Origin of the sequence: Paenibacillus sp. FSL R5-0914 (genome assembly GCF_038004525.1) — a bacterium.
GTDB lineage: Bacteria > Bacillota > Bacilli > Paenibacillales > Paenibacillaceae > Paenibacillus_AQ.
In genome coordinates this window covers 1405287-1428935 of record NZ_JBBORH010000002.1, presented here as the reverse complement: position 1 = coordinate 1428935, position 23649 = coordinate 1405287, and the positions used below count along the sequence as shown (strand labels likewise).

The window sequence follows — 23649 nt, the reverse complement described above, 5'->3', positions numbered from 1 at the left end:
GTCTTTTAATCATTCGATAAATTATTCTCTACTTGTTGCCGGTCATACTGCTCGCGGTACCAGCCATTCAGATCCAGCAGCTCTTGATGCGTACCACGTTCCACGATATGTCCGTTATCAAGTACGACGATCATGTCGGCATGTTGAACAGCAGAGAGGCGGTGCGTAGAGATCAATGTAGTCTTTCCCGCACGCTCTTGGCGAATATTCTCAATGATCTGAGCTTCAGTACGAGCGTCAACAGCGGATAAGGCATCGTCCAGAATCAGTACATCTGGATTTGCGATAAAGGCTCTGGATAAGGATACACGTTGTTTTTGTCCACCGGATAAGGATACTCCACGTTCACCAACCAACGTATCTAAACCATCGGATAATGTTCCTAAGTCATTTTGGAAGGCGGCAGCTGTGATAGCTTTCATGATCGTATCGTCATCCGCGTTGTCTAGACCAAATTGAATATTCTGACGTACTGATTTGGAGAAAAGGATCTGCTCTTGAGGAACATAACCCATCCAACTGTGTAGCTGATCCAATGAAATCTGTTGAATCGGAACTCCAGAGATGAGAATTTCACCATTACCTGTCGGATATTCACGAAGCAGCTGTTTGAGGAGCGTTGATTTACCGCTTCCCGTACGACCGACTACACCTAGTGTTTGCCCTTGGTTTAAGGTCAGACTGACATTGCTTAGATTGTCAATCGTCGATGAGGGATAACGGAAGGTTACATCGTTAAGTTCAATTCGGGTAGGATTAGCAACTTGAACCGGATTGGCCGCACTTTGAACATCCGCTTTGGAGTTTAGCGTCTCATCAATACGTTCGAGAGAAGCACCACCACGTTGCATGATGTTAATAAGCTCTCCAATAGCGAACATCGGCCAAACGATCATTCCGAGGTACATATTAAAGGAGACAAGATCCCCTAAGGTGATCTGATTACGGAACACAAGATATATCCCATAGGTAAGACCGATAATGTAGCTGAGCCCTACGCAGAACCGAATCGTCGGTTCGAAGAAGGCATCGACACGGGCGACGGCCATGTTCTTGTTGTATACATCTTCTGTAATATCCGAGAATCGTTTCTCATCAAGTCTTTCTTGTACATAAGCACGGATAACTCGCACACCTGAGACAGACTCGAGAACCTGATCATTCATATCTCCGAACGCATCTTGTGCTAAGCTGTAACGATCATGAATCGCTTTACCATAAAAAATCATAGCTATTGCAATTAGTGGTAATGGTAAGACTGCTGCAAGTGTCAGCTTCCAGCTGACAAGAAAACCCATTGCGAATAGTACGACAGTGAGGTAAATTGTAGAATCCACCAGGGTGAGCATCCCGAATCCAACGGTAGCTGAGACAGCTCTGATATCATTGGTTGCCCGAGCCATCAGGTCGCCGGTTCTATTGCGTTCGAAAAACGACGGGGTCATGGTCATCAAATGATTCATAAATCTCGAGCGCAGCAGGCGCTCTACGAGGTTGGAGCCTCCGAATAATTTGTGCATCCATATGTAGGTAATCCAATAAATGACTAGCAGCAAAATGAGGATCATACCGATGTACTTGGCTAACGATGCTGTAGTAATAGAACCGCGTACTATGTCGTCAATGGCATTGCCTAGCAGACGTGGGGGGAATAATTCAAGAACACCTACACCAATAAGTAAGATAAGGCCAATCAGGTAACGCCTTTTTTCTCGGCGAAAGAACCAGCCGAGATTACGGAGAACGGAGAACAAGTAAATCCCTTCCTTTCGAGTTAAAGTACTAGCTGTGATGTTGGAAAAAAGCGCAAGTGGTTATCTCGACAGCCAAGAAAAAACGACGTTGTCGTCCTTCAAAGATGACAACCGACAAAAAAAGGCATATCATCCGAAAACGGACGATATGCCTGTAATTTACAGCTATCATGCGCACGGTGCTATACAGCACCAGGCATGTGAGAGACCTTCAAGAACTAAAGTTATACGATCAATTACACTCGCAGGGAACTTCAGGATGGTTTCACCACTTGGGCTGCTTCGGTATTCGGTTGATTGGAAATTCCAACAATAGTTATTTGATATGGCTGTAACTTCGTAAACACCGCGCTCACCCCTTTCATTGATTTAATAATAACTTTTGGTAATAACTAGTAGACCGTTAGTTATGTTCAGAGTTTATCACTCGGTTCGCAAAGTTGTCAAACTAATTTTTGAGGAGCTTGGGAAAACATTAATTGTATAAAGGTATTTGAATATCGATTCATTTTCAGTATGATTAGACTATACAAAGGAGCTGAGAGAGATGAACATGGAAATTAGTCAAGCAGCGGCAGCTTGGTTTAAAAGAGAACTGGATCTTAAGAATGGAGACTATATTCGTTTATTTCCCCGCTATAGCTCGGGAGGTGGACTTCACCCTGGTTTCTCACTGGGTATCGGGACGGAGGCACCAGGACGTTCGGCAATACAAGTTGAACAAGACGGTATTGTGTTCTACATGGAAGAGCAGGACTTATGGTATATGGAAGGTTACGGCTTAACTATTGTGTATTCTGAGGCAGACGATGACATTGAATATAAGTATGAAGCCAAATCGGTGCCTGGCGGAGTACAGGTTTAAATGTCTTAATTTTGTTTTTTTTACTAATGTGAAAAGCCCTTGCCAAAAGGCAGGGCTTTTTCTAGTGTTGATATAATCAGTGCGAATTGCGAAACGTTTCTTCCTCCATAGCAAAATCGAAATCGTCAATGTCGTATACTTGAACAGGGACTCCACCTTCAATAATGCGTTGAATCAGCTCGAATTGATCTGTAAGAATAGGCACCTTCTCACGTTGTGAGGACAATAGAAGCTCCGTTTCGATAGGATCGAACGTTTCGCCGTAGACAGCGGTATCCATGCTGTTAATGATGGTAATCTTTGATTGTCCGCCTAGTAGAATACCAGAGCTTTTTGCCCAAGGAACGGCCAGACAGCGGTTGATTTTTTTAGCATTAAGTGGCTCTTCAAAATAGGCAATGAGCTCACCAATCTTGAGTTTGACATGCTTGTCATCATCTGGACGGTTCATTAACGGATCATCACTGTCCCGCAGTTCGTATAATTCCATCACGGTCGTATAAGGCACTATATATTCTACAGGGCTGCTCGATATGAGAAGCTGGCCGTAAATCGCCATCATGACGGCTTCCGTCACAAATTGTCTAGACATCTTTATCCTCCTGAAGTTCGGGTACTGCTATCGTACTTATGGACTTAAAAATATAAAAACACTGTAGAGCGCAAAAGTCAACTGTACTTAGCAACTCAGTAAAGAGAAAGGACAGAATATCCCTGTGAAGCAATGGAAATCATATTTTACTTTTGTACGGCCTTACATGAAATGGATTGTGTTTACGCTCTTTATAGGTATGATCAAGTTCAGCATCCCGTTGACACTGCCTATGATTCTGAAATACGTAGTCGATGATTTGCTGATGAACCCTGCCATGAGTGCCCAGGAGCGGGTATCGCAATTGATGCTCATCCTCGGAGGCGCTTTTGTTTTATTCGTAATTGTAAGGGGACCGGTGGAGTATTACCGGCAGTATTTTGCACAGCTGATCACAAGTAAGATATTGTTCGATATGCGGAATAAGCTATACAGTCACTTACAGCGGTTGTCGCTGCGGTATTATCAGAATACAAAAGTGGGCGAAGCGATTTCAAGATTTATAAATGATGTGGAACAGACCAAAAATTTAGTAGAAGTCGGAATGATGAATGTATGGCTGGATTTATTTACGCTAGTGTTTGCGCTTGGTTTTATGTTTTATTTGAATCCAGTTCTGGCGCTAGTATCTATCGCTGTACTTCCGTTTTACGCCTTTGCGGTAAGTAAACTATATAAACGACTTAAGGTGTTAACGAAAGACCGTTCACAGGCTCTGGCTGGCATTCAAGGCTATCTTCATGAACGGATTCAAGGCATTTCGATCATCCGCAGCTTCACCATGGAAAAAGTGGATCAGAAGCAGTTCGAAGATATCAACGGTAACTTTCTCAAAAAAGCGATGGCTCAAACTCGTTGGAATGCGATTACCTTCGCGATTATTAACACACTAACGGATATTGCACCACTGCTAGTCATCGGATACGGTGGTTATCAAGTGATTCATGGCAATTTGACTGTGGGAACCTTTGTTGCTTTCTTCGGCTATCTGGACCGGATGTATGCGCCTCTGCGTCGATTGATAAATTCCTCGACAGTGCTCACGCAAGCCTCGGCTTCCCTTGAACGGGTGCTAGAGCTGCTAGAAGAGCCTTATGATATCGTGGATAAACCGGGAGCAAGACCTCTGACGAATGCACGTGGTGAAATTGATTTTCATAATGTTTGGTTCAAATACAACGAAGAGAATGATTGGGTACTGAAGGATATTAATTTAAGTATCAAACCTGGTCAGACGGTCGCTTTTGTTGGAATGAGTGGTGGCGGGAAGTCCTCTCTCATAAGCTTGATCCCGCGATTCTATGACATAAGCAAAGGTAGCCTCCAGATGGATGGTCAGGATATACAGGGTTTGACGCAGGAGAGTTTGCGAAGAGCCGTTGGGATGGTGCTTCAAGATAATTTCTTATTTAGTGGGTCTGTACGAGATAATATCTTGTTCGGCAATCCTAATGCTACAGAGGAGCAAGTCCTTTCGGCGGCGAGAGCTGCCAATGCGCATGATTTTATTGAGCAGCTGCCGCTAGGCTATGATACAGAAGTGGGAGAACGTGGAGTGAAGCTGTCCGGTGGGCAAAAGCAACGGGTAGCCATAGCAAGGGTGTTTCTTAAAGACCCAAAGGTTCTTATATTAGACGAAGCTACGTCAGCACTGGATCTGGAATCAGAGCATTTAATTCAACAAGCGCTGCAATCCCTCTCGTCGGAACGAACTACACTAATTGTTGCGCATAGACTGTCTACCATTACACATGCTGATCAGATCGTGGTGCTTGAGAACGGTGAAATCACAGAACGTGGTACACATGAGGAACTAATGGGACTAGACGGAAGTTATGCGAGATTGTTTAACGTACAGCATTTGGATACATGATAAGATCTAACATTATAATAAATTACTTAGGTGGTCTTCTCGGGAGAGAGGGCCATTTTTTTAAATCCATTTGAGTCTTTTTGAATATCACGTGCGTCTAAAAAATATAAGCAACATGAAAGGTAGTGAGAACTTGAATACAACAGAGCTGGAGGAAAAGGCGATAGCGGGTGATGAAGACAGCTTTACTGCATTGATAGACGGGATGCAAGAGCGTCTTTACCGTATGGCGTACTCCTATGTGAGGAATAAGGATGATGCGCTGGAGATTGTACAGGAGACCGTTTATAAAGCGTTCATCTCAATTCATAAACTGCAGCAACCTCAATATTTTAAAACTTGGCTCACAAAAATAGCCGTCAATTGTGCCTTGGACTTTATCCGAAAATCTAAAAAAATCGTGTATATGGAGAAAGATCCCGAAGGCAGCTACGCTTCAGAACCCATAGAGGATGTCATTGATCTTCAGGAGGCGCTAAGAGTTCTTGATAAAAGATCAAGAATGATCATTGTGATGAGGTATTTTGAAGACTTGCCCATAAAGGAAATTGCCGGGGTATTGGACATGCCAGAGAGTACAGTGAAAACCGTCATCTATCGGGGATTAGGGAAATTAAAAATTAATATGAAGGGGAGTGAGTACTTTGGATAATCAACTTGAACGTTTACAGAAAGCATACAACGATATTGAAATCCCCGAAGAACTATCACAAGCTTCTCGAAAAGGTATTGAAAGAGGAAAACGCTATAAACAACAGAAAAGAGGAATAAAAATGAGCGGATTAAAATGGACAGGATCAGTTGCAGCAGCAGTTATCATTTCTTTTACAGTGGGTGTAAATACGGTACCCGCCTTCGCGGATAGTATGAATCAAGTGCCCGTTCTAGGCAAGCTGGTAAGTGTATTGAAATTTACGGATGGAAGTGCAGGCGGCGGCACGATTCAGGATGGAGTAGATGTCAATTTCATTTCGTTGAAACATCAGAAGAACAGTGATCAAATGATTTTAAATTTTGCAAATTCGGACAATACACAAGACCTTGCAAGCTCTTATAACGTAAAATTCACTGACAATCCTTATACAATGACCGTAACCGTGAGTGGGGCAAGGAACTTCTCAGCTGTTAAAGATCTTGAGACATTAAAAGAAAGCAAGTATGTTCAAGATGCTTATCCTTTAATTACATTGGATGACTCGATGATACGTTTCAATGTAACCTTCAAAGAGCCAGTTGCTTATGAGGTAAAGGAATATAAGGAGCCGGCACAGGTGGCGATTACATTGAAGGATAAGAAGGGTGACGTGGAGGAAGGAACTTCTATCTATTCACTTAGAACGGTCTCAGAGCCTTCCGGCGAGAGTCAAGGCATGGCTGAAGAGATGTTATTCGGGTTAGAGAACGTGCGCGTATTAAAGGATCAGAAGGGATTATTCCTAGTGGAATCTGGGTATTTCAATACAGAAGCAGAAGCTTTGGCCCAACTGAAAAAAATTCAAACAGAGCATGGGGTTGGTGATCTATTGTTTGTAGAAAAACGATCGTCTCAGGAAATTCCACAGTCCATTTCTCAGGCTGAATAAAAATAAAATAGAGCAGCGATTCTCTCGATAGTGGAGAATTGCTGCTCTATTTTTGTGTTGAATGGTTGCTCCACCTTTTACATTTTGCCAATCAAGAGCGACAATATACCGGCTGCGATAAGCGGTCCTACAGGGACACCCTTGAACAATGCAACGCCAATCACTGTTCCGATCAGGAGACCCGCAACAACTGTGGGCTGGTTGGTCATAAGGATGGCTCCGCGTCCACCAAGATAAGCGACGAGAATGCCGATCGCAATCGCAAGAAGAGACTTCCAGTGGAGGAAGGACTGACCGACCATCTGTAGCGATATTTTTCCGCTGGCCAAGGGCGTCATGACCCCGATCGTAAGAATGATAATCCCAATGGTTAAACCATATTTCTCAAGCCAAGGGAAGGTCTGCTGCAGGCCAAGAACTCTTAGCAGTAGTAGGACGACCATTGCTATTGTTACAGGGGAATTACTGCTTATAATACCGAGCGCAGCAAGACCAAGCAAAAGCAAAGAGGTCATGTCCATCTTAAACGTTCAACTCCTTATTGTGAGAACTGCGCTTCGCAAGAATGTGATCTGCGATAAGTTTACCATGCCCACGTCCTGTCTCAATAAATACTTCATTTGCATTGCGGCCTGAGGCGATTACTCCTGCAACATAAAGACCTGGAACATTACTTTCCATAGTTGAAGGATTAAAAGCTGGCTTATCCATATCGTCATCCATAACTACGCCAGCAGAAGTGAGAAGCACCCGGCTAGGCCGGAAGCCAGTTAAAGCAAGGACGAAATCATTATCTATGGATTTTTTGTCTCCATTATGACTCGTAACTATAACCGAACTAGCCGTAATTTCAGTAACACGTGATTCCAGATGTAGAGTGATCTTACCCTTTTGTACCATCCCTTCAAAGATTGGCCGAACCCAAGGCTTAATATTCGAGGAAATGCTCTCACCACGATAGACCATATCGACTGTAGCTCCAACACGCATAAGCTCCAGTGCTGCATCTACCGCAGAATTACTGCCACCAATGACAGTAACTTTCATCCCTGTATATGGATGGGCTTCACCGAAATAGTGGGTAACTTTAGGAAGTTCTTCCCCTGGAATGCCGATCATATTCGGTTGATCAAAATAACCTGTAGCGATAACGACATTTGCAGTGATACGTGTGTGATGCTCACCACGCATATTGGACGTATGTACAGCATAGGTTCCATCTTCCAGAGGCTCAATGGATAACGCTTCTTCGTAAGCGGCGATATCTAGACCATACTGCTTCGCAGCCCGGCGGTAATAGACAAGAGCTTCATGGCGGTATGGTTTATCATTGGTCGAGGTGAAAGGAACGTCTCCGATTTCTAATAACTCAGCGGTACTGAAGAATTGCATATTTGTTGGATACAAATAAATGGAGTGTACGATAAAGCTTTTTTCAATAATGAGACTGGACAGTCCTTGGCGCTGGCATTCGATAGCTGCCGAGAGGCCGCAAGGACCTGCACCGATAATAATTACATCTTTCATACAGTGGGTTACCTCCTGATTGTTACTATCTTTTCTTTAAATCCTACCCTAAATTCATTCATTTTGCCATAAGCATAAGATTAAACACAATAACCATTGCAAGCATAATGTTGATTGTTATATAATTAGATGTATATCTAATATGTATCTAGCTTTTGAAGGTGAAGGAGTGTGATTCCAATGCAGTTAGAAAAAATAGTGAACTATCATAAAGCTTTGGCTGACCCAACACGTCTTCGTTTATTGTTGCTTCTGTCACAAGGAGAAATGCACGGACAAGCGCTGGCTGAGAAATTGAATTTATCACAACCAACGGTAACTCATCATGCAGCGAAATTGCGTGAAGCAGCTCTAATAAAGGAACGACGTGACAAAAATACAGTTTATTTTAAGTTGAATCCAGAATTCATTAGTAGTGGCGCTGAGGCTTCACTTCAGTTTATTTTTTCGAAAGGAGCGAGAAATATGGAAGAGAAATCACCTGAAAATAGTCTAAAGGAGTCTGTGCTGCGTAACTTTTTTTCGAAGGATGGGCGGCTTCGGCAAATCCCGGCACAATATAAGAAGAAACTGATCGCACTTCAGTTCATGGTTGAGAAGCTAGAGCCAGGGGTAGTTTATAGTGAGAAGGAAATTAACGAGTTTATTAAGCAGTTCCATGAAGATTTTGCTACCATTCGGCGTGAATTTATTATGCATCAGTTTATGTATCGTGAGAATGATAAATATGAACTTAATCCCCAAGAAATTTGGATGCGTTGGGAAGATGTCAAATAATGATCATAAAGTTGTTAACAATTTGTGTCTTTTGGAAATATGCTGATTAAGAGGGAGGAATTCGAATATAATAGAATTGTAAGCGTTAACAAAGATAGTTTTTCGAAAGGAGACTTGTCTTATGTTTTTTAAACGCACAAAAAAACAACCCCAATCCGATCATATTACCGTTACCCTAACCCAAGTCAAGCAGGCGATCAGACAGTTTGAAGAAGATATGCCTGCGCTCATTAATAGAACAGCTTTAATCCTTGACGACAAAAGAATAGATCTGAGCAGACTAAAACGGTATTTAGGAGGAATTCCAGAGCAGAATTTCTATATGTCACGCGAGACCTATGAAGTTTTCGAGGAACAAGATAAGCTTGTTCCGTATTACCTTGATATGGTTCAGTCCGCTGTAGACAATTACATCAGTGATACAGGACAGTTGCCACTTGTTGAAGATGCATGGTTGCCTGAGGTTCATTATCGTTTGCTAGCCACAGAAAGTTATCTCAAAGAAACCCCTCCTTTCCCACTGTATATCACAGAAGAGGAAATGATGCTGACACATCGTGCGGAGCATTTTGAGTAAATGAATAAATCAAATATAAAGCCTATAAAGACTGTTCGGTAGAAGGGGAGACAGCAGTTCCTTTTTACAGAATGGTCTTTTCATTGTCTTCAAAGGCATAGTACAATAGATTTCTGTAAGTTAAATTTTTATAATCAACAGCATATAAGGGGAATCGCTTGATGAAAGAAGTACAAGCTATATTATTTGATTTGGATAATACTTTAATGGATCGTGACCATACATTTCGCAGTTTTAGTACTCAGTTTGTTCAGGATTTTCTAGGACATTTGGAAGCTGAAGAAGCGCAGAAGGTAGTAGAAGATATGATTCACAGAGATGCTGATGGTTACCGTGATAAGGACGGATTCTTCGTAGAGCTAAGCGAGGTACTGCCTTGGGAAACACCAGTTACGGCTGAACATATTCGTGCATATTATGATGCAAGTTATATCAATCATGGTGCTACGATGAAGGATGCTGTGGACGTTCTGAAGTACTGCAAAGAGCGCGGTTATATACTTGGTCTGGTTACCAACGGCAAAGTAGATATCCAGAACACCAAAATTGATACCCTTGCCCTGCGAGAGTACTTCAAGGCTATTGTCATTTCTGGAGAAGTAGAAATTGCTAAGCCTGATCCTAAGATTTATCAACTTGCATTAGACAGATTGGGAGTTACTGCGGATCAGACATTGTTTATTGGAGATCACCCGGTGAATGATATCTGGGGTGCAGGGAAAGCAGGGCTACAAGGCATTTGGCTGCAAAGAAAACATGCCTGGGACGAGCAATTGGACATACAACCTTGGAAGATAATCTACGAGTTGAATGAGCTTAAGTCCATTTTGTAATTTTATCAAAATTTATAGTTGACATTATACGGCAGCGCCGTTTATGATAACAGCATCTTATTTCGGAAGGAGACGATGTTTTATGACAGTTTTAAATGTAATGAACTCAACTGTTGTGGATACGTGTCTTCCGGGAACAGCGGCTGCCGAATAAGTTATTCGTGCAGTTTAGCAGGTAAGCTCTATTACGCTTATTAGAGCCGCGGGAACCGTATTGGGTCCGGCGGCTTTTTTTGCGTATATAGAATCGATAGGAATTGTAGTTAATTGTCTATTTCTCTATATATCGCACGGGAAAATGAACTTGTCCTTGTTTTTAGGATGAGACATTTTCCTGATTATGTGTACACTTTTTGTCCTTTTCGTCCTAGAGGAGTTCATGAAGTGTGACCGCCGCCGGAGTCTTAAATTCCGACGGCTTTTTGTGTTCTCGGAAAATGCTAGCAGTACATGGTAAATAAAAACAAAAACTTAAACAGATCTTTAGGAGGATTCAAATGACTAACATACAGCAATATGGTTGGAATGAAAATTGGAGTTCAAAATGGGATGAACAGTGGAAGGAGACGGAGGATAAACGGCTTGTTCCCGGAAGAATTGTAGGCGATTTTGGCAGTAAGTATAGGGTGATGACTGATTTGGGAGAGACATGGGGGGAGCTATCAGGCAAGCTGAGACATACGTTTGTCGCTTCAGGTGATTTTCCTGCGATCGGCGACTGGGTGGCTCTTTCAATGCAGGATGGCGGCGAGCATGCGATTTTACATGGGATATTGCCTCGGCATAGTGTCATCTCACGCAAGGTAGCTGGTAACACACAAGAGGAGCAGATTGTTGCCTCGAATGTAGACACTTTATTTCTGGTCAGTGCTTTGAATGATGACTTTAATGTTCGGCGGATGGAGAGATACTTAATCATGGCTTGGAACAGCGGGGCCAATCCAGTCATTCTACTGACCAAAGCAGATCTTTGTCTAGATGCAGAGAGTAAAATTGCCGAAATGGAAAGCGCCGCTCCAGGTGTGCCTGTTCATGCGGTTAGTGCACTGCAAGATAATGGCCGTGAGAAGTTGCTGCCTTACATTGGGAGTGGACAGACAGTAGCTCTAACGGGCTCATCAGGCTGCGGCAAATCTACGATGGTCAACTGGTTATGTGGAAAGAATCTTCAGCTTACACAGGATGTAAGAGAAGGAGATAGCCGTGGACGTCATACCACTACCCACCGTGAACTGTTTATTATGCCGGACGGAGGAATCATAGTAGACACACCAGGGATGCGTGAGCTGCAGCTGTGGGAAGATGAGGGTGGATTAGATCTGGCGTTCAGTGATATTAGCAGCTTAGCTGCTGCATGTCGGTTTAGTAACTGTAGACATGAACGTGAGGAGGGCTGTGCGGTACTTGAAGCGGTTCATAACGGTGAGCTCGAAGAGAAGAGACTGCTGAACTACCGAAAGACACAGCGGGAGCTGCTGTACCAGAGCACCAAAGAGGTGAAGCTCAAGAGAAAAACTGCAGCTTCTTCTAAAGTTCATTCGACAAGGACTAGAGGGTACGGTTGGCGTAAAGAACTTGATGAGTATTAGAAGAACTTTATAGACAGCGACGGAGCCAAGAGTAGTGTTCCAATAGGCTAGATAGTCAAAAAAAAGGGTGACCCTGAGCTCAGAGTCACCCTTTTTTATTAAATTCTCTTATAGCTTGTATTAGAACGATGCTGCAGTTTCCTTAGCCAATTGCAATCCGTTCTCAATAATTTCAGCGGATTGTGCAGGAAGTTGGTTGTGACCTTCGATGATTACTTGAGTAATATCTTTGATACCCCAAAGGTTAAGGTTACCAACGATGAAGTTTACAGCCATTTCAGCACTTGCTGCAGGACCTTCGGAATAAATGCCACCTCTAGCGTTCAGTACGATTGCTTTTTTACCTGTCAAAAGACCAACTGGACCTTCAGCAGTGTAAGAGAATGTTTTGCCAGCTTGGCAAAGGTAATCGACATAAGTATGCAATACAGCTGGTACAGTCATGTTCCACAGTGGGAAACCGAATACTACTTTATCAGCAGCGATAAACTGTTCCAGATATTTATTAACTACAGCAGCACCTGCTGCTTCTTCAGCTGTTAGTTCGTAACCTTGAGCAGCTTTGTACATACCAGTGATCAGGGTATTGTCGTAGTAAGGAAGTTGCTCTGCGAACAAATCAAGTTCAGTGATTTCATCTTCTGGATTGTTAAGTTTGTAGTTCTCCAAAAATTCATTGTAAAGCTTAACACTTACGGATTGTTCTGCTGGACGGTTGTTTGCTTTGATAAATAAAACATTAGACATTATGATTGCTCCCTTGGATGTGTGTATTTAATATTAACTATAAATAATATAGCATGTATTTTTTTGTTTGTAAATTATTTTTTTGTGATTTTTTTTAGGGGGGAAAGAGTATTTTATAAAGGAACAAGAGTTTGAATAATAGAAATCCCGGTTAATAAACTTACAAGGAAACAGGAAAATATTCCCTATATTCATAAGGATCTGAATGAATTAAAAGGAGCGATGGACATGTCCATTGATCGGTTTATCATTAAGAAATTGGATAGCTGTCACGAAGAGCATACACGCCAAAATTTAGTGAGACTCTTTAAACTTCGAATACAGAAGGCTGAAAAAGCAGAGAATAAGAACTATAAGATTAGCTGATATTGTCCCATACTGGTGTAATCATTCATTACTAAAGCTGCAAAACTTAAAAACAGCAAGTCTCTTTCAGAGACTTGCTGTTTTGTCTGCCAAAGGATAAAAGAAACTTTACAAAAAAACTACCCCTCTATTAATAGAGGGATAGCGCCAATGAATCATTCTCACTATAACTGTGCAATATAGCCTCAGAGCCTTTAATTTCGATACTAATTAATGAATTCAGGCATTTCTGGATAGCATTCTTGCCCTTTTGAATTTTGAGCTCCAACGTACTGTTAAGTAATCTAAGTACTTTTTGAGTGGGCTGTTTATTTTCTGTTGTGAAATACACAGGTACAAGTTTGTTCTGAAATGTGATGAGCATTCTCATTTTGAAGACACCTCGCTAAAAGTATTTCATGTTAATGATAATACCCTTTGTTTCTTAATTTTACCTTAAAATTAGCTTATGATAACATAAAGATTGTTAGATTAATATACATATATATGAAATACAGGAAGGATACAATGATGTGAATGACAATGGATTGGCCGATTTAACGCATTTTTTATTTCCAGATGAAGTAATGGGGCAAGCAGTTCTGGATCAGTTACATACAGGTTTAAACGCAGAACGGATCTGTAGATTGAAATATAAAGAGAAGGAGGAAATGAAGGATCTGTGTCTGCAAATACATAAAGACCGTATACTAGTAATCTGCAATAGTAACCCGGAAACCCTGCCCTATGAATTAAAGGATGAAAGTGAAACGGAGAGCTTTTGTCTTCAGCTGTTCGAATGTGAGAACATGAAGGAGCTCTTTAATCACGGGATTCCGGCATTACTAATGTCAAAAAGAAAATTTGAGGAGCTGAAAAAAAGCTCATGCTCATCCACGCTGCAAATGCTCTCAGATTGTTTAGCAGCAGAGACAGGGGATGATGTACATTCCATCCAACTAGCACGGGTAATGAAGTGCTTCATGGCGGAAGGAGAATTACGAATCTGTACGTCCAGTGACAGTGGATGGAGCTTCCAGAAAGCACGCTTCTTAGGCGATCATTCCAGTGGCTGGTTGTTACGAATGAGCAGTGATCCATCCAAAGACTGGCTTATAGCCCTCCCGATTACAAAAGCTCAATTATGTGGGTCAGTAACAAAGTGGGTGTTACATTCTTCCGCATTTCTCACTCCACAATAGCAGTTGAATAAGGAGGGAGGGTAAGTTGATCTGAATTCAAGATCGATTTGACAGCAATCGTCTTTAGGATCTTGGAGTAAGAGAAACCCTCGACATTGGGTTGTAGTACAATAGTTTGTTCTTCTCCAGTAAGGTTATGAACGACGAGCACCTGATCCTGTGTTGTTAGTCGTTCGTAAGCCATAACCCCGGGATTGCCAGAAGCATAGTCACGGATTCCGCCATCCCGGAGCGCAGGAATCTCATTTCTTAGCGCAATAAGCTCGCGATATCTTTCTAGCATTGAACCACTGTCATTCAGCTGGCTCTCAACATCAACGTTTATCGCACCCGCATTATTACGTCCGGCCTCCCAAGTAGTCTGCCCCTCTCCTTGATCAGCTGCACTCCATCTCATAGGCTCTCGAAGTCCTTCATCTGGCTTCACACCGCGCATTCCAATTTCTTCACCATAATAGATAAAAGGATTCCCAGGCAAAGTTAATAGTAGGGCTGCTGCCATTTTTGCATGATTCGGGTTATTGTCTAATTGACTCATGACTCTGTTTTGATCATGATTCGTCAAGAAAGTAGCATCGGTAAATTGGTTATCGGATATTTTGGAATACAATTTATAGGTTCGTTCCAGCGTAAAGGCCGTCCCGCTGTCTTTTTCAGTTTTTACAGAGTTCACCAGTGTTTCTGCTAAGCCAAAGTTAAAGCTTGAGTTAAAAGCTTGATCTAAATAAGCTCCGACAGTGACAGCAGAATTCTCCCAGACCTCGCCAACTATATATGCCTCTGGATTTACTTCATTCATAGCCTTGCGGAACTCCTGCCACCAGGATACATTTTTAGCGGTAGTAGCCTCACTTTTATCACTCAAAAGATCTTCGTAGATATGCTTCGCAGCATCTAGTCGGAAGCCATCCACACCTTGCTCCAGCCAAAATTTTCCGATGTCCTTCATTTCAGTACGAACTTCTGTATTATCGAAATTCAGATCAGGCATTCCTTCCCAAAATCCGCCCAGATAATTACTGCCAAGTATAGAATGCCACGCACTGCCACCGCCAGCAGCGCTGGCTCCATTTGCGGGACGACCTTGATCTTCAGCCCAGACGTACCAATCGCGATATTTGCTGTCACTGTTTTTAGCCGAGTCTACGAACCATGGGTGTTCTTTGGAGGTATGATTCACAACCAAATCCATAATTATTTTTATTCCTCGTTTATGCGCTTCTTTAATTAGCTCCTGCATATCCTCAATCGTCCCATAATCAGGATTAATCGCACGATAATCGGTTACATCATATCCATGATAGCTTGGTGATGGGTTGATGGGCATGAGCCAAATCCCGCCAATCCCCAAATCAGTCGTGGTTTCAGGATTCCCATCATTTAAGTAATCCAGCTTTTGGGTGATCCCTTTTAGATCTCCAATGCCATCGCCGTCTGAATCATAGAAGGAACGAACAAATAATTCATAATAAACAGCGGAAGGTTGTTCATCCGTCTTATTTATCAATGCTTGAGGTGTAACGGTGCTCTGAATGGAGTCTGCTTTAGGGGAGGGCGTGGCAATGGATGTTTTGTTGCTTTGATTACCAGAACAACCGGACAGCAGTAATGTGGTTAGACTGATGCCCACCAGAGAGCATATTGTGATTTTTTTGGTTTTGAATGTAACACCTTTATACATATGTAACAACTCCTTCTATTGCAAATTTTCTAATTCAAGAAATGGAAAGCGCTTTATTTCCTATAGTACTCGAATGCATCCCCATTGGTAAAACGTTTGCACAGATACAAAAACAGCAAATTAAACGATATTTATCCATTCCTTCAATAAAAGTCGCTAGTATCATGGTTATTCTAGGATTTCCCTAGGTTATTGGAGGTTTTAACCTTTTCGTAGGCATCTGCATATGCTTTAAGCAAGGGCGAAGGACCCGGTAAGAAAGGAGAATGAAGAATGAAGATTAGGAAAAAGCTGTCATTGTCGCTCATGATCATTACTTTATGCTTTTCAGTGCTTGCCGGTTGCGGCGGAAAGTCAGAGTTGGTACAGGTGAAGATTGGTGAAGTCACCCGTTCTGTCTTTTATGCACCCGAATATGTTGCCTTATCACAAAATTTCTTTAAAGACGAAGGACTTGACGTAGAACTACAGACGATCCCCGGTGGAGATAAAACCATGACTGCACTCCTCTCAGGTGCCATCGATGTTGCATTGGTAGGTTCTGAAACCTCCATTTATGTGTATCAACAGGGTTCAGATGATCCGGTCATTAATTTTGCACAGCTGACTCAGAGGGATGGAACGTTCTTGTTTGCCCGTAAAGCTGACGGAGCGTTTAACTGGGATAAAGTAAAGGGTTCTACCTTCCTGGGGCAAAGAAAAGGCGGAATGCCACAAATGGCAGGTGCGTTTACTTTATCTAAAAAAGGAATAGATCCTACTAAAGACATTACCTTGATCCAAAATATTGACTTTGCTAATATTGCCGGTGCTTTTGCTTCAGGTACAGGCGATTATGTGCAGCTGTTTGAACCACAGGCTTCAATCTTTGAACGTGAGAACCGAGGTGCAGTAGTGGCTTCGTTTGGTGTGGAAAGCGGCTATTTACCGTACACCGTGTTTATGTCTAAGAACAGCTATATTAGTAAAAATGGAGACACGGTACAGAAGTTCACAAATGCGATCCAGCGTGCTCAGCTTTGGGTGAAGGAACATAGCCCTGAAGAAATTGCGGATGCGATAATGACTTATTTTGATAAGACAGATAAAGATATCGTGGTTTCTGCAGTCAAACGTTATAAGGAACAGGATACCTATGCGGTTAATCCAATTATAGATCAAGAAGAATGGAACAATTTGCTCGATGTCATTGATAATGCTGGTGAGCTTAAAGAACGCGTTCCCGCTGACAAAATAGTGAATAACAGTTTTGCTGAGAAAGCTGAGAAGAGCATAACGAGCAGCACTTCAAAATAAGAGAGAACCAAAGATCCTAAATAAGATGTGTAAATTGAAGGAGGGGCTGACAATGCTTCCAGTAGTGCAATTAAAGGGAGTAACGCATGCCTATCTTGGCGACCGTGAAGCTTCACTGGCCGTTGAGGACCTGAACCTTAATGTCGAGCAAGGAGAGTTCGTTAGCTTAGTCGGACCAAGTGGTTGCGGTAAGACGACTCTCCTATCGATTATTGCAGGACTGCTGCAGCCATCTCAAGGCGAAGTGTTCGTAAATGGAGAGCCCATTATGGGACCCTCACCAGAGGTTGGGTATATGCTGCAGCAAGATTATCTTTTTCCTTGGCGGAGTATTCTGGATAATGCCATTCTAGGACTAGAGCTGACTGGAAACTTGAACGAAGAGAGCAGAAAGCGGACGTTGGAGCTACTTCGAGAGATGGGCTTAGAGGGCAAAGAGCACGCCTTTCCTACTCAGTTATCAGGTGGGATGCGGCAGAGAGTAGCTCTGGTACGCACCTTGGCAACGAATCCTGGACTCCTTCTACTAGACGAGCCGTTCTCGGCACTTGATTACCAGATCAAATTACAGCTGGAAGATTTGGTCTCTGAGACCTTACGCAGCAGGGGGACAACTGCAATATTAGTTACTCATGATCTATCTGAGGCCATTGCGGTAAGCAGCAGTGTTATTCTTCTACAACGAAATCCAGGGAAGATCCGAAAAGTATTTTCAGTGCCAGAGCAAATCCGGTCAGCACCTCCGCTATTTGCACGTGATCAGCCAGGCTTTTCGGAGCTTTTTCATGAAATATGGAAAGAGATGGAGATTGCAGGGAGGGAAAGCTAATGAAGCATACGGAGCAATCGGGGTTATTAGCTTCCCGTGAACAGTGGCTACAACAATTGCATGGCGATTATAAAAAAACGAAGCACCGCTGGCGCAATCAGGTGATTGTTGTAAGGAGCAGTCTGTTACTGCTGTTTTTTGTTCTCTGGGAAGCTGGCGCAAGAATGGGCTGGATTGATGAGCTATTATTCAGCTATCCCACAAAAATCTTCCGGCAGATCTGGGGAGATATGGTCAGTGGAAGCTTGTGGCCGCATCTGGGGATGACGGTAGGTGAGACTGCGGTAGGCTTTGTACTAGGAACGCTATTAGGGACACTACTTGCTGTGATCATTTGGTGGTCTCCTTTTTTATCAGCAGTGCTTGATCCGTATATGGTCGTATTTAACAGTATGCCGAAGGTGGCGCTGGGGCCGATTTTTATCGTCATGTTCGGAGCCGGATTCACTGCTATCGTTGTTACTACTTTATCTATAACGGTGATTATAACGACGCTTGTTGTGTACAATAGTTTTTGCAGTGTGGATCCGAATCTGGTTAAGGTGGTTCGTTCCTTCGGAGCTTCTAGAGTTCAGGTGTTTTTTAAAGTAATTCTTCCAGCCTCGTTCCCGACGGTGGTCTCCACCTTAAAAGTGAATGTGGGGATGTCATGGGTAGGAGTTATCGTAGGGGAGTTCCTGGTCGCTAAATCGGGTCTGGGTTATCTGATTATTTATGGTTTCCAGGTCTTTAATTTCACGCTAGTGATGTCCAGTCTTTTGATTATCGCGGCCGTGGCTACAGCAATGTATCAATTAGTGGTATATCTTGAGAAGCGGCTGTTATCCCGGCGATGAACCTTATGTAATATTGTGTCCGTACACAAAATCTTGTAACATGTCTATATCTTTACCTATTTATTGGGTTAGTGCTTGTAAGGAGAGATAAGGCTATGGGATTTCGTGTGATAAAAACAGCAGCAGCTACGTTATTATCCGTATTAGTTGCGTCTGCAGTGGGTATACCTAATGCGCAGAGTGCAGGCTTGCTGGCAATTTTGGGTGTTGAGGTTACTTTGAAAAGGAGTTTCCGAACGATAACGGCTCGTTTTTTAGCCTCGCTCGTGGGACTCTTTTTTGGCTGCATCCTATTCTGGCTTCTAGGGTTCCATTACTGGGTGCTCGGGCTGTATGTACTCGTGGGCTTTCCGATGATTGTAAAGTCTGGCTACAAAGAAGGAATTGTCACCAGCTCGGTTATCGTGTTTCGCGTGTTTGGACAAGCTGAACTATCGCTCCATGTCCTGTTGCAGCAAATAGAGCTTCTTGCTATCGGGCTCGGTTCAGCAGGGCTGGTAAACTTGATTTACATGCCTCAGACTGGTGGGGTCATTTATGGGATCCGTAAGGAAGTGGATCGCTATTTTTCGGTTATTTTTACACAGATGGCCCGAACGCTTCGAGATCCTGCGTATATTTGGGACGGCAAAGAATTAATTGACGCAGATAATACAGTGCAGCGGGGATTAACGGCAGCTACCCGTGAGATGGAGAATCATGTTATTCATCCTGATGAAGCATGGAATGTTTATTTCTACATGCGGAAGGAGCAACTGGAATCGATTCAAAGTATGATGCAGCTGCTTTCTCAAGTGTACCGCCATTTACCGCATGGGGAGATGGTTGCTGAGTTATTTGACCAGCTTAGCGGGGATGTGCTTGCGGAAGAATATACTGGACGAACTGAACATTTACTGGACGAGCTAACAAGAGAATTCGAAGAAATGGATCTGCCAGAGACACGTGAGGAATTTGAAGTGCGCTCAGCTATTCTTCAGTTATGCAGGGAACTGGCACTTTATTTAAAGATCGCTAAGCGGCATAAAATCCCGGTCAGTTACAAGCCGGAGAAACGTTTGAAGATTCGAAATAAGGCTTAAATTGAGGCTTTAATAAACTGAAGTATTAACTATCTCTGTCAAAATCACGATAAGATATGTATGAGCTAAAAGTTGATCACAGGATATGATTAACGATTTTATGGTGAGTTCAAATAATAGCAGGAAGTTCGGTAGTCGAATTTTCCGCATTGGCAGGTGAGGCGTATGGACAAAGTTATGGAATCATTTATAGGAAAACAGCTTATAGCTAACCTTTTTAATGACAAAGGAGTATTTGTTTTACCCGCATTGACTTTATTAAGTGCTGAGCATATACGATTAATTAATCAACATAAGATCACCCTAGAGTCTCATGACGTCGTACAGCTGGATAGCGCGGAATTTTTCCAACTTGCAATCGATGATTGCACAGCTGCGATAGAAAATATTTTTGAACAGCTTCGTCATAACAAAAACAAACGAATTCCTATGCTTGAAGTTAGAAATGAAGTCATTCCGTTTATTCAGCAGGTAAGCGAAAAGAATGACTTCTACGGCGTATTGGCTGCATTGCAGTCCAAGGATGATTATACATACAGACATAATGTAGCGGTTGGTATTTTATCTACATTGCTAGGTAAATGGCTAAAATTAAAGCCTGAGGATTTGAGTATGCTGACGATCGCAGCGACCCTTCATGATATCGGAAAAATGAGGATTCCGGATGAATTATTAACCCGGCCGGGCCCGTTGACCGCTGAGGAGTATCAGCTTATGAAAAAGCATACGACCTATGGATACGAGATGATCCGGGACACTATTGGAACCAATCATTTGCAAGCGCTCGTCGCCCTGCAGCATCATGAAAGAATGGACGGCAGTGGTTATCCATTCGGCGTACTTGGGAATCGGATCACTGATTTCAGTAAAATTGTTGCAGTAGCAGACGTGTTCCATGCGATGACATCCGACCGGTTTTATCGTAAAGCTTCACCTCTTTATGAAGTGTTGCTGCAGATGGAGGAAAACGTATTTGGCAAGCTTGACCCTTATATTTGTAGAGTCTTTATTAATAAGTTAATGCAGTCAATGATAGGGAATGAAGTGGAATTGACTGATGGACGGACAGGAAAAATCATTATGATTCTTGCTACTGATCCACTGCGTCCCCTCGTGAATATTGATGACGATTTTATTGACCTGAGCAAACATAGATCTATTGGTATTATGCGCGTAATCCCGCAATAGCGGGCTTTATAAGGTTTTTTTAACGTTCAGAATGGATATGTATCAGGCTGGACCATTTTTATAATCTACTCATATCTGTACAAATTTTGAAATAAAATGAACTATAAGTCTCCTGATAAGACCCTCTGGAGGGCTTACTCAAATTTATTTATAGACTAACAATCAACAAATGCCTAGAACCTGCATACACTTGATAGTGAATGATTGTATGGAGGAGGTTTAAAGATGTCATTAAGCCATAAACGTCAAACAAGGGAGATCATTACGAAGGCAATTTGCGGCAAAGGTCGTAAGTTCTCTACAGCAACCCATACCGTGACTCCGCCACATCACCCGACTAGTATTCTGGGGGCTTGGATTATCAACCACCAGTACGAAGCGGTTGCCGCCGGGAACGGAATCGAAGTAATTGGTACTTACGATGTAAACATCTGGTACTCGTACGACAAGAACAAGCAGACCGAGGTAGCTAAAGAAACGGTCTCCTATGTGGAGCTCATTCCGCTTTCGTACTTGGACACGAGACACCGCACTTCTACCGTTGAGGTCTCTGCGGAGGCAACGCAGGAACCCAACTGTGTAGAAGCGGGCGTATCGCCAGGCGGAGGCAGTGTGACACTTCGCGTAGAGCGCGAATTCGAAGTGGAGTTGGTGGCTGAGACCAAAGTCCGTGTGTATGTCACTGAGCAAAGCGATGATCCAGAAGACAAGGATTATGATTTTGAAGGTGATAGCTTCGATTACGATGATCTAGACCCTGACAATCTGGATGATGAACTGTAAGGAAGGATACGCCGCCGCTAACTGAGTACTGATGGGTTATGGTCCATTATATGTAGGGAGGGCGGCGGCGTAGAGGGCGAATGCCCTCCTTTTTTTTATTTATTTTTAGAATTAAAACTGGAATCAGAGTGGATGAAGAACAACTTGGTTCATATGAATGGGCAAGAAGTGCTACTGCAGGGCTTTCAATCTTGGGCTGCGATGGATGGAGGGGCAGGAGAATGAATGAGGGGTTTAAGGTGTATTGGGGATTGTCATCAGCACAGAGAGAGTCTAGATTATTTCGGAGCGGGATTGAAGCGACGCTCACTTCGTCTAGTAAGCAGGAACTGTTGCGAATGAAGGGCTCAGAAGCATCTCTGCGGAGAAACCAGACTTCTGGTGAAAGAAATCGCTTAGAAGATACATATGATACTCTGCCTTCCGATAAGGCCCATAAACAGTGCTATAACATACTCGTGTATAATTTGAACGTTCTGCAGATCACTCCACTAGGAGCAGGCCCAGGTATGCGCGCAGCCTCCGATTTGCTAGCCGGGGCTGTGCGAATGGATAGAGTCGATAGCAGCGAATCAATGGGGGCTGCACCAGGAGTATGGCGTGGAGTAATGAAATTACTTCAGCGTATTGCTGTTCGGACTTTGTACAGCTTGGGGCTGGATAGCGGTGAGGTCCTGCTGAGGGCAATGGGGAACCGGAGGTATGTCGTGGAGGGACTCACTCCACTACTACAGAGTTCCGGCAAATCATTGCCAGAGCCTTATCGTTCCGCAGCATTAGCGCTGGAACGGAGCCTTGCTCTGGAGCAGCCAGGCCGCAGCGGCCTGCTCATGGGCATGGACCCGGAGTTTATCATCCTCCGGGAGTCCACGGGCCGCGTCGTGCCTGCGTCGCGGTACCTGCCCACGGACGGCGTCGCAGGCTGCGACGCCGGACCTCCGGGAACGCGGGGCGCGTCCCCGGTCGCCGAGCTGCGCCCCCAGCCGCGCGGGGAACCACGCGCGCTGCTGGCGCAGCTGATGTCCGCCGCGGCTACGGCGGACCGGCTCATCGCCGACCGCACGCTGCGCTGGCGGGCGGGAGGTATGCCGCTGACGGGCTGGGCCCTCGGCGGCCATTTGCACTTCAGCGGCGTGACGCTGACGGCGCCGCTTTTGCGCGCGCTCGACAACTATCTCGCGCTGCCGATGCTTTTGCTTGAGGACGTCCGCGCGGGAGCGCGTCGTCCTCGTTACGGCGTGCTCGGCGATTTCCGGATTCAGCCGCATGGCGGCTTTGAGTACCGGACTTTGCCGAGCTTCCTGGTATCCCCGGTCATCGCTAAAGGCGCGGTCTATCTGGCTCACCTTATCGTGAGCCATTATGAAGACCTGACGCTACGCCCGCTTGACCGGGAAGACCTGCATATCGCCTACTACGGCGGCGATAAATCCTCGCTGCGCGACGCAGTACCCCCTCTGCTGGCGCAGCTACGCTCTCTAGGCGGCTACGAGAAGGCCGCCCAATACATAGAGCCTTTATTTCAGTATATCGCCTCTAAACGAACGTGGGATGAATCTCGCGATATCCGTGAGCTGTGGTGCAGCAAAGTTAAAGCTTGAGCTTATATTTCAAAATATTAGAAAGTATTAGTTTTTCACATATCCCTTATATCTAATATTTCTCGCATAAACGCTTACCGTCCTAATAA

General features: G+C 43.7%; 23 protein-coding genes. 16 read left to right on the top strand and 7 right to left on the bottom strand.

Features of this window, described 5'->3' with window-relative positions:
• Positions 1-5: 5 nt before the first annotated feature.
• Positions 6-1754 (bottom strand): ABC transporter ATP-binding protein, encoded by a 1749-nt coding sequence (locus MKX60_RS22520; protein WP_339265149.1) that lies wholly within the window; start codon positions 1752-1754, stop codon positions 6-8.
• A 547-nt stretch (positions 1755-2301) separates the two neighbouring features.
• Here MKX60_RS22520 and MKX60_RS22515 point away from each other — a divergent pair.
• Positions 2302-2619 carry a HesB/YadR/YfhF family protein gene (locus MKX60_RS22515; RefSeq protein ID WP_076298842.1) on the top strand — a complete coding sequence of 106 codons (318 nt, stop codon included), beginning with the start codon at positions 2302-2304 and terminating at the stop codon, positions 2617-2619.
• Positions 2620-2695: 76 nt separating this feature from the next.
• Here MKX60_RS22515 and MKX60_RS22510 read toward each other — a convergent pair whose 3' ends face one another.
• Positions 2696-3211, bottom strand: coding sequence for a hypothetical protein (locus MKX60_RS22510; protein WP_042128412.1), 516 nt, complete (start codon positions 3209-3211; stop codon positions 2696-2698).
• Between the two features lie 124 nt (positions 3212-3335).
• Between MKX60_RS22510 and MKX60_RS22505 the strand changes: the two genes are divergently transcribed.
• The 3 genes from MKX60_RS22505 (at position 3336) to MKX60_RS22495 (ending at position 6667) form a co-directional block, all read left to right on the top strand.
• Complete coding sequence (locus MKX60_RS22505) at positions 3336-5084, top strand: ABC transporter ATP-binding protein (RefSeq protein ID WP_076298844.1); 1749 nt, start codon at positions 3336-3338, stop codon at positions 5082-5084.
• A 133-nt stretch (positions 5085-5217) separates the two neighbouring features.
• Complete coding sequence (locus MKX60_RS22500; RefSeq protein WP_042194048.1) at positions 5218-5736, top strand: sigma-70 family RNA polymerase sigma factor; 519 nt, start codon at positions 5218-5220, stop codon at positions 5734-5736.
• Positions 5729-6667, top strand: a complete 939-nt coding sequence (locus tag MKX60_RS22495; protein ID WP_341061019.1) for a DUF4179 domain-containing protein — start codon at positions 5729-5731, stop codon at positions 6665-6667. Before MKX60_RS22500 ends, MKX60_RS22495 begins: the two co-directional genes overlap by 8 nt.
• Before the next feature lie 77 nt (positions 6668-6744).
• Here the strand turns inward: MKX60_RS22495 and MKX60_RS22490 are convergent, their stop codons facing one another.
• Positions 6745-7188 carry a DUF441 domain-containing protein gene (locus MKX60_RS22490; RefSeq protein ID WP_042188929.1) on the bottom strand — a complete coding sequence of 148 codons (444 nt, stop codon included), beginning with the start codon at positions 7186-7188 and terminating at the stop codon, positions 6745-6747.
• Position 7189: 1 nt separating this feature from the next.
• On the bottom strand, positions 7190-8194 hold the full coding sequence (locus tag MKX60_RS22485) for a YpdA family putative bacillithiol disulfide reductase (protein ID WP_042188927.1): 1005 nt from the start codon (positions 8192-8194) through the stop codon (positions 7190-7192).
• Between the two features lie 180 nt (positions 8195-8374).
• Between MKX60_RS22485 and MKX60_RS22480 the strand changes: the two genes are divergently transcribed.
• From MKX60_RS22480 to rsgA, 4 genes are all read left to right on the top strand, one after another.
• Positions 8375-8971, top strand: coding sequence for a DUF2087 domain-containing protein (locus MKX60_RS22480; protein ID WP_340970396.1), 597 nt, complete (start codon positions 8375-8377; stop codon positions 8969-8971).
• Between the two features lie 121 nt (positions 8972-9092).
• On the top strand, positions 9093-9548 hold the full coding sequence (locus tag MKX60_RS22475; RefSeq protein ID WP_076283499.1) for a DUF3939 domain-containing protein: 456 nt from the start codon (positions 9093-9095) through the stop codon (positions 9546-9548).
• A gap of 161 nt (positions 9549-9709) precedes the next feature.
• On the top strand, positions 9710-10381 hold the full coding sequence (locus MKX60_RS22470) for an HAD family hydrolase (protein WP_042188921.1): 672 nt from the start codon (positions 9710-9712) through the stop codon (positions 10379-10381).
• A 497-nt stretch (positions 10382-10878) separates the two neighbouring features.
• Positions 10879-11970 (top strand): ribosome small subunit-dependent GTPase A, encoded by a 1092-nt coding sequence (gene rsgA, locus MKX60_RS22465; protein ID WP_339265141.1) that lies wholly within the window; start codon positions 10879-10881, stop codon positions 11968-11970.
• A 120-nt stretch (positions 11971-12090) separates the two neighbouring features.
• Here rsgA and MKX60_RS22460 read toward each other — a convergent pair whose 3' ends face one another.
• Positions 12091-12717: an FMN-dependent NADH-azoreductase gene (locus MKX60_RS22460; protein WP_042188917.1), complete on the bottom strand. Its 627-nt coding sequence runs from the start codon at positions 12715-12717 to the stop codon at positions 12091-12093.
• Positions 12718-13213: 496 nt separating this feature from the next.
• A complete protein-coding gene (locus MKX60_RS22455) occupies positions 13214-13453 on the bottom strand; it encodes a hypothetical protein (protein ID WP_042128392.1) in 240 nt (79 codons plus the stop codon).
• A gap of 142 nt (positions 13454-13595) precedes the next feature.
• On the opposite strand from MKX60_RS22455, the gene MKX60_RS22450 reads away from it, so the two are divergent.
• On the top strand, positions 13596-14264 hold the full coding sequence (locus MKX60_RS22450; protein ID WP_341061018.1) for a hypothetical protein: 669 nt from the start codon (positions 13596-13598) through the stop codon (positions 14262-14264).
• Here the strand turns inward: MKX60_RS22450 and MKX60_RS22445 are convergent.
• A complete protein-coding gene (locus MKX60_RS22445) occupies positions 14251-15945 on the bottom strand; it encodes an alpha-amylase family glycosyl hydrolase (protein ID WP_341061017.1) in 1695 nt (564 codons plus the stop codon). The two genes, MKX60_RS22450 and MKX60_RS22445, sit on opposite strands and share 14 nt — an antisense overlap.
• 273 nt (positions 15946-16218) lie before the next feature.
• Here MKX60_RS22445 and MKX60_RS22440 point away from each other — a divergent pair, with 273 nt between their 5' ends.
• From MKX60_RS22440 to MKX60_RS22410, 7 genes are all read left to right on the top strand, one after another.
• Positions 16219-17241: an ABC transporter substrate-binding protein gene (locus MKX60_RS22440; RefSeq protein ID WP_076298778.1), complete on the top strand. Its 1023-nt coding sequence runs from the start codon at positions 16219-16221 to the stop codon at positions 17239-17241.
• Between the two features lie 52 nt (positions 17242-17293).
• Positions 17294-18070: an ABC transporter ATP-binding protein gene (locus MKX60_RS22435; RefSeq protein ID WP_076283504.1), complete on the top strand. Its 777-nt coding sequence runs from the start codon at positions 17294-17296 to the stop codon at positions 18068-18070.
• Positions 18070-18906: an ABC transporter permease gene (locus MKX60_RS22430; protein WP_042188906.1), complete on the top strand. Its 837-nt coding sequence runs from the start codon at positions 18070-18072 to the stop codon at positions 18904-18906. Before MKX60_RS22435 ends, MKX60_RS22430 begins: the two co-directional genes overlap by 1 nt.
• Positions 18907-19001: 95 nt before the next feature.
• Entirely contained in the window at positions 19002-19988 is a 987-nt protein-coding gene (locus MKX60_RS22425; RefSeq protein WP_042188904.1) for an aromatic acid exporter family protein, read from the top strand.
• 165 nt (positions 19989-20153) lie between these two features.
• Positions 20154-21176 (top strand): HD-GYP domain-containing protein, encoded by a 1023-nt coding sequence (locus MKX60_RS22420; RefSeq protein WP_052404322.1) that lies wholly within the window; start codon positions 20154-20156, stop codon positions 21174-21176.
• 225 nt (positions 21177-21401) lie between these two features.
• Complete coding sequence (locus MKX60_RS22415; RefSeq protein ID WP_036687755.1) at positions 21402-21959, top strand: outer spore coat protein CotE; 558 nt, start codon at positions 21402-21404, stop codon at positions 21957-21959.
• Positions 21960-22567: 608 nt separating this feature from the next.
• Positions 22568-23560: a putative amidoligase domain-containing protein gene (locus MKX60_RS22410; protein ID WP_341061015.1), complete on the top strand. Its 993-nt coding sequence runs from the start codon at positions 22568-22570 to the stop codon at positions 23558-23560.
• The last annotated feature ends 89 nt before the right edge of the window (positions 23561-23649 follow it).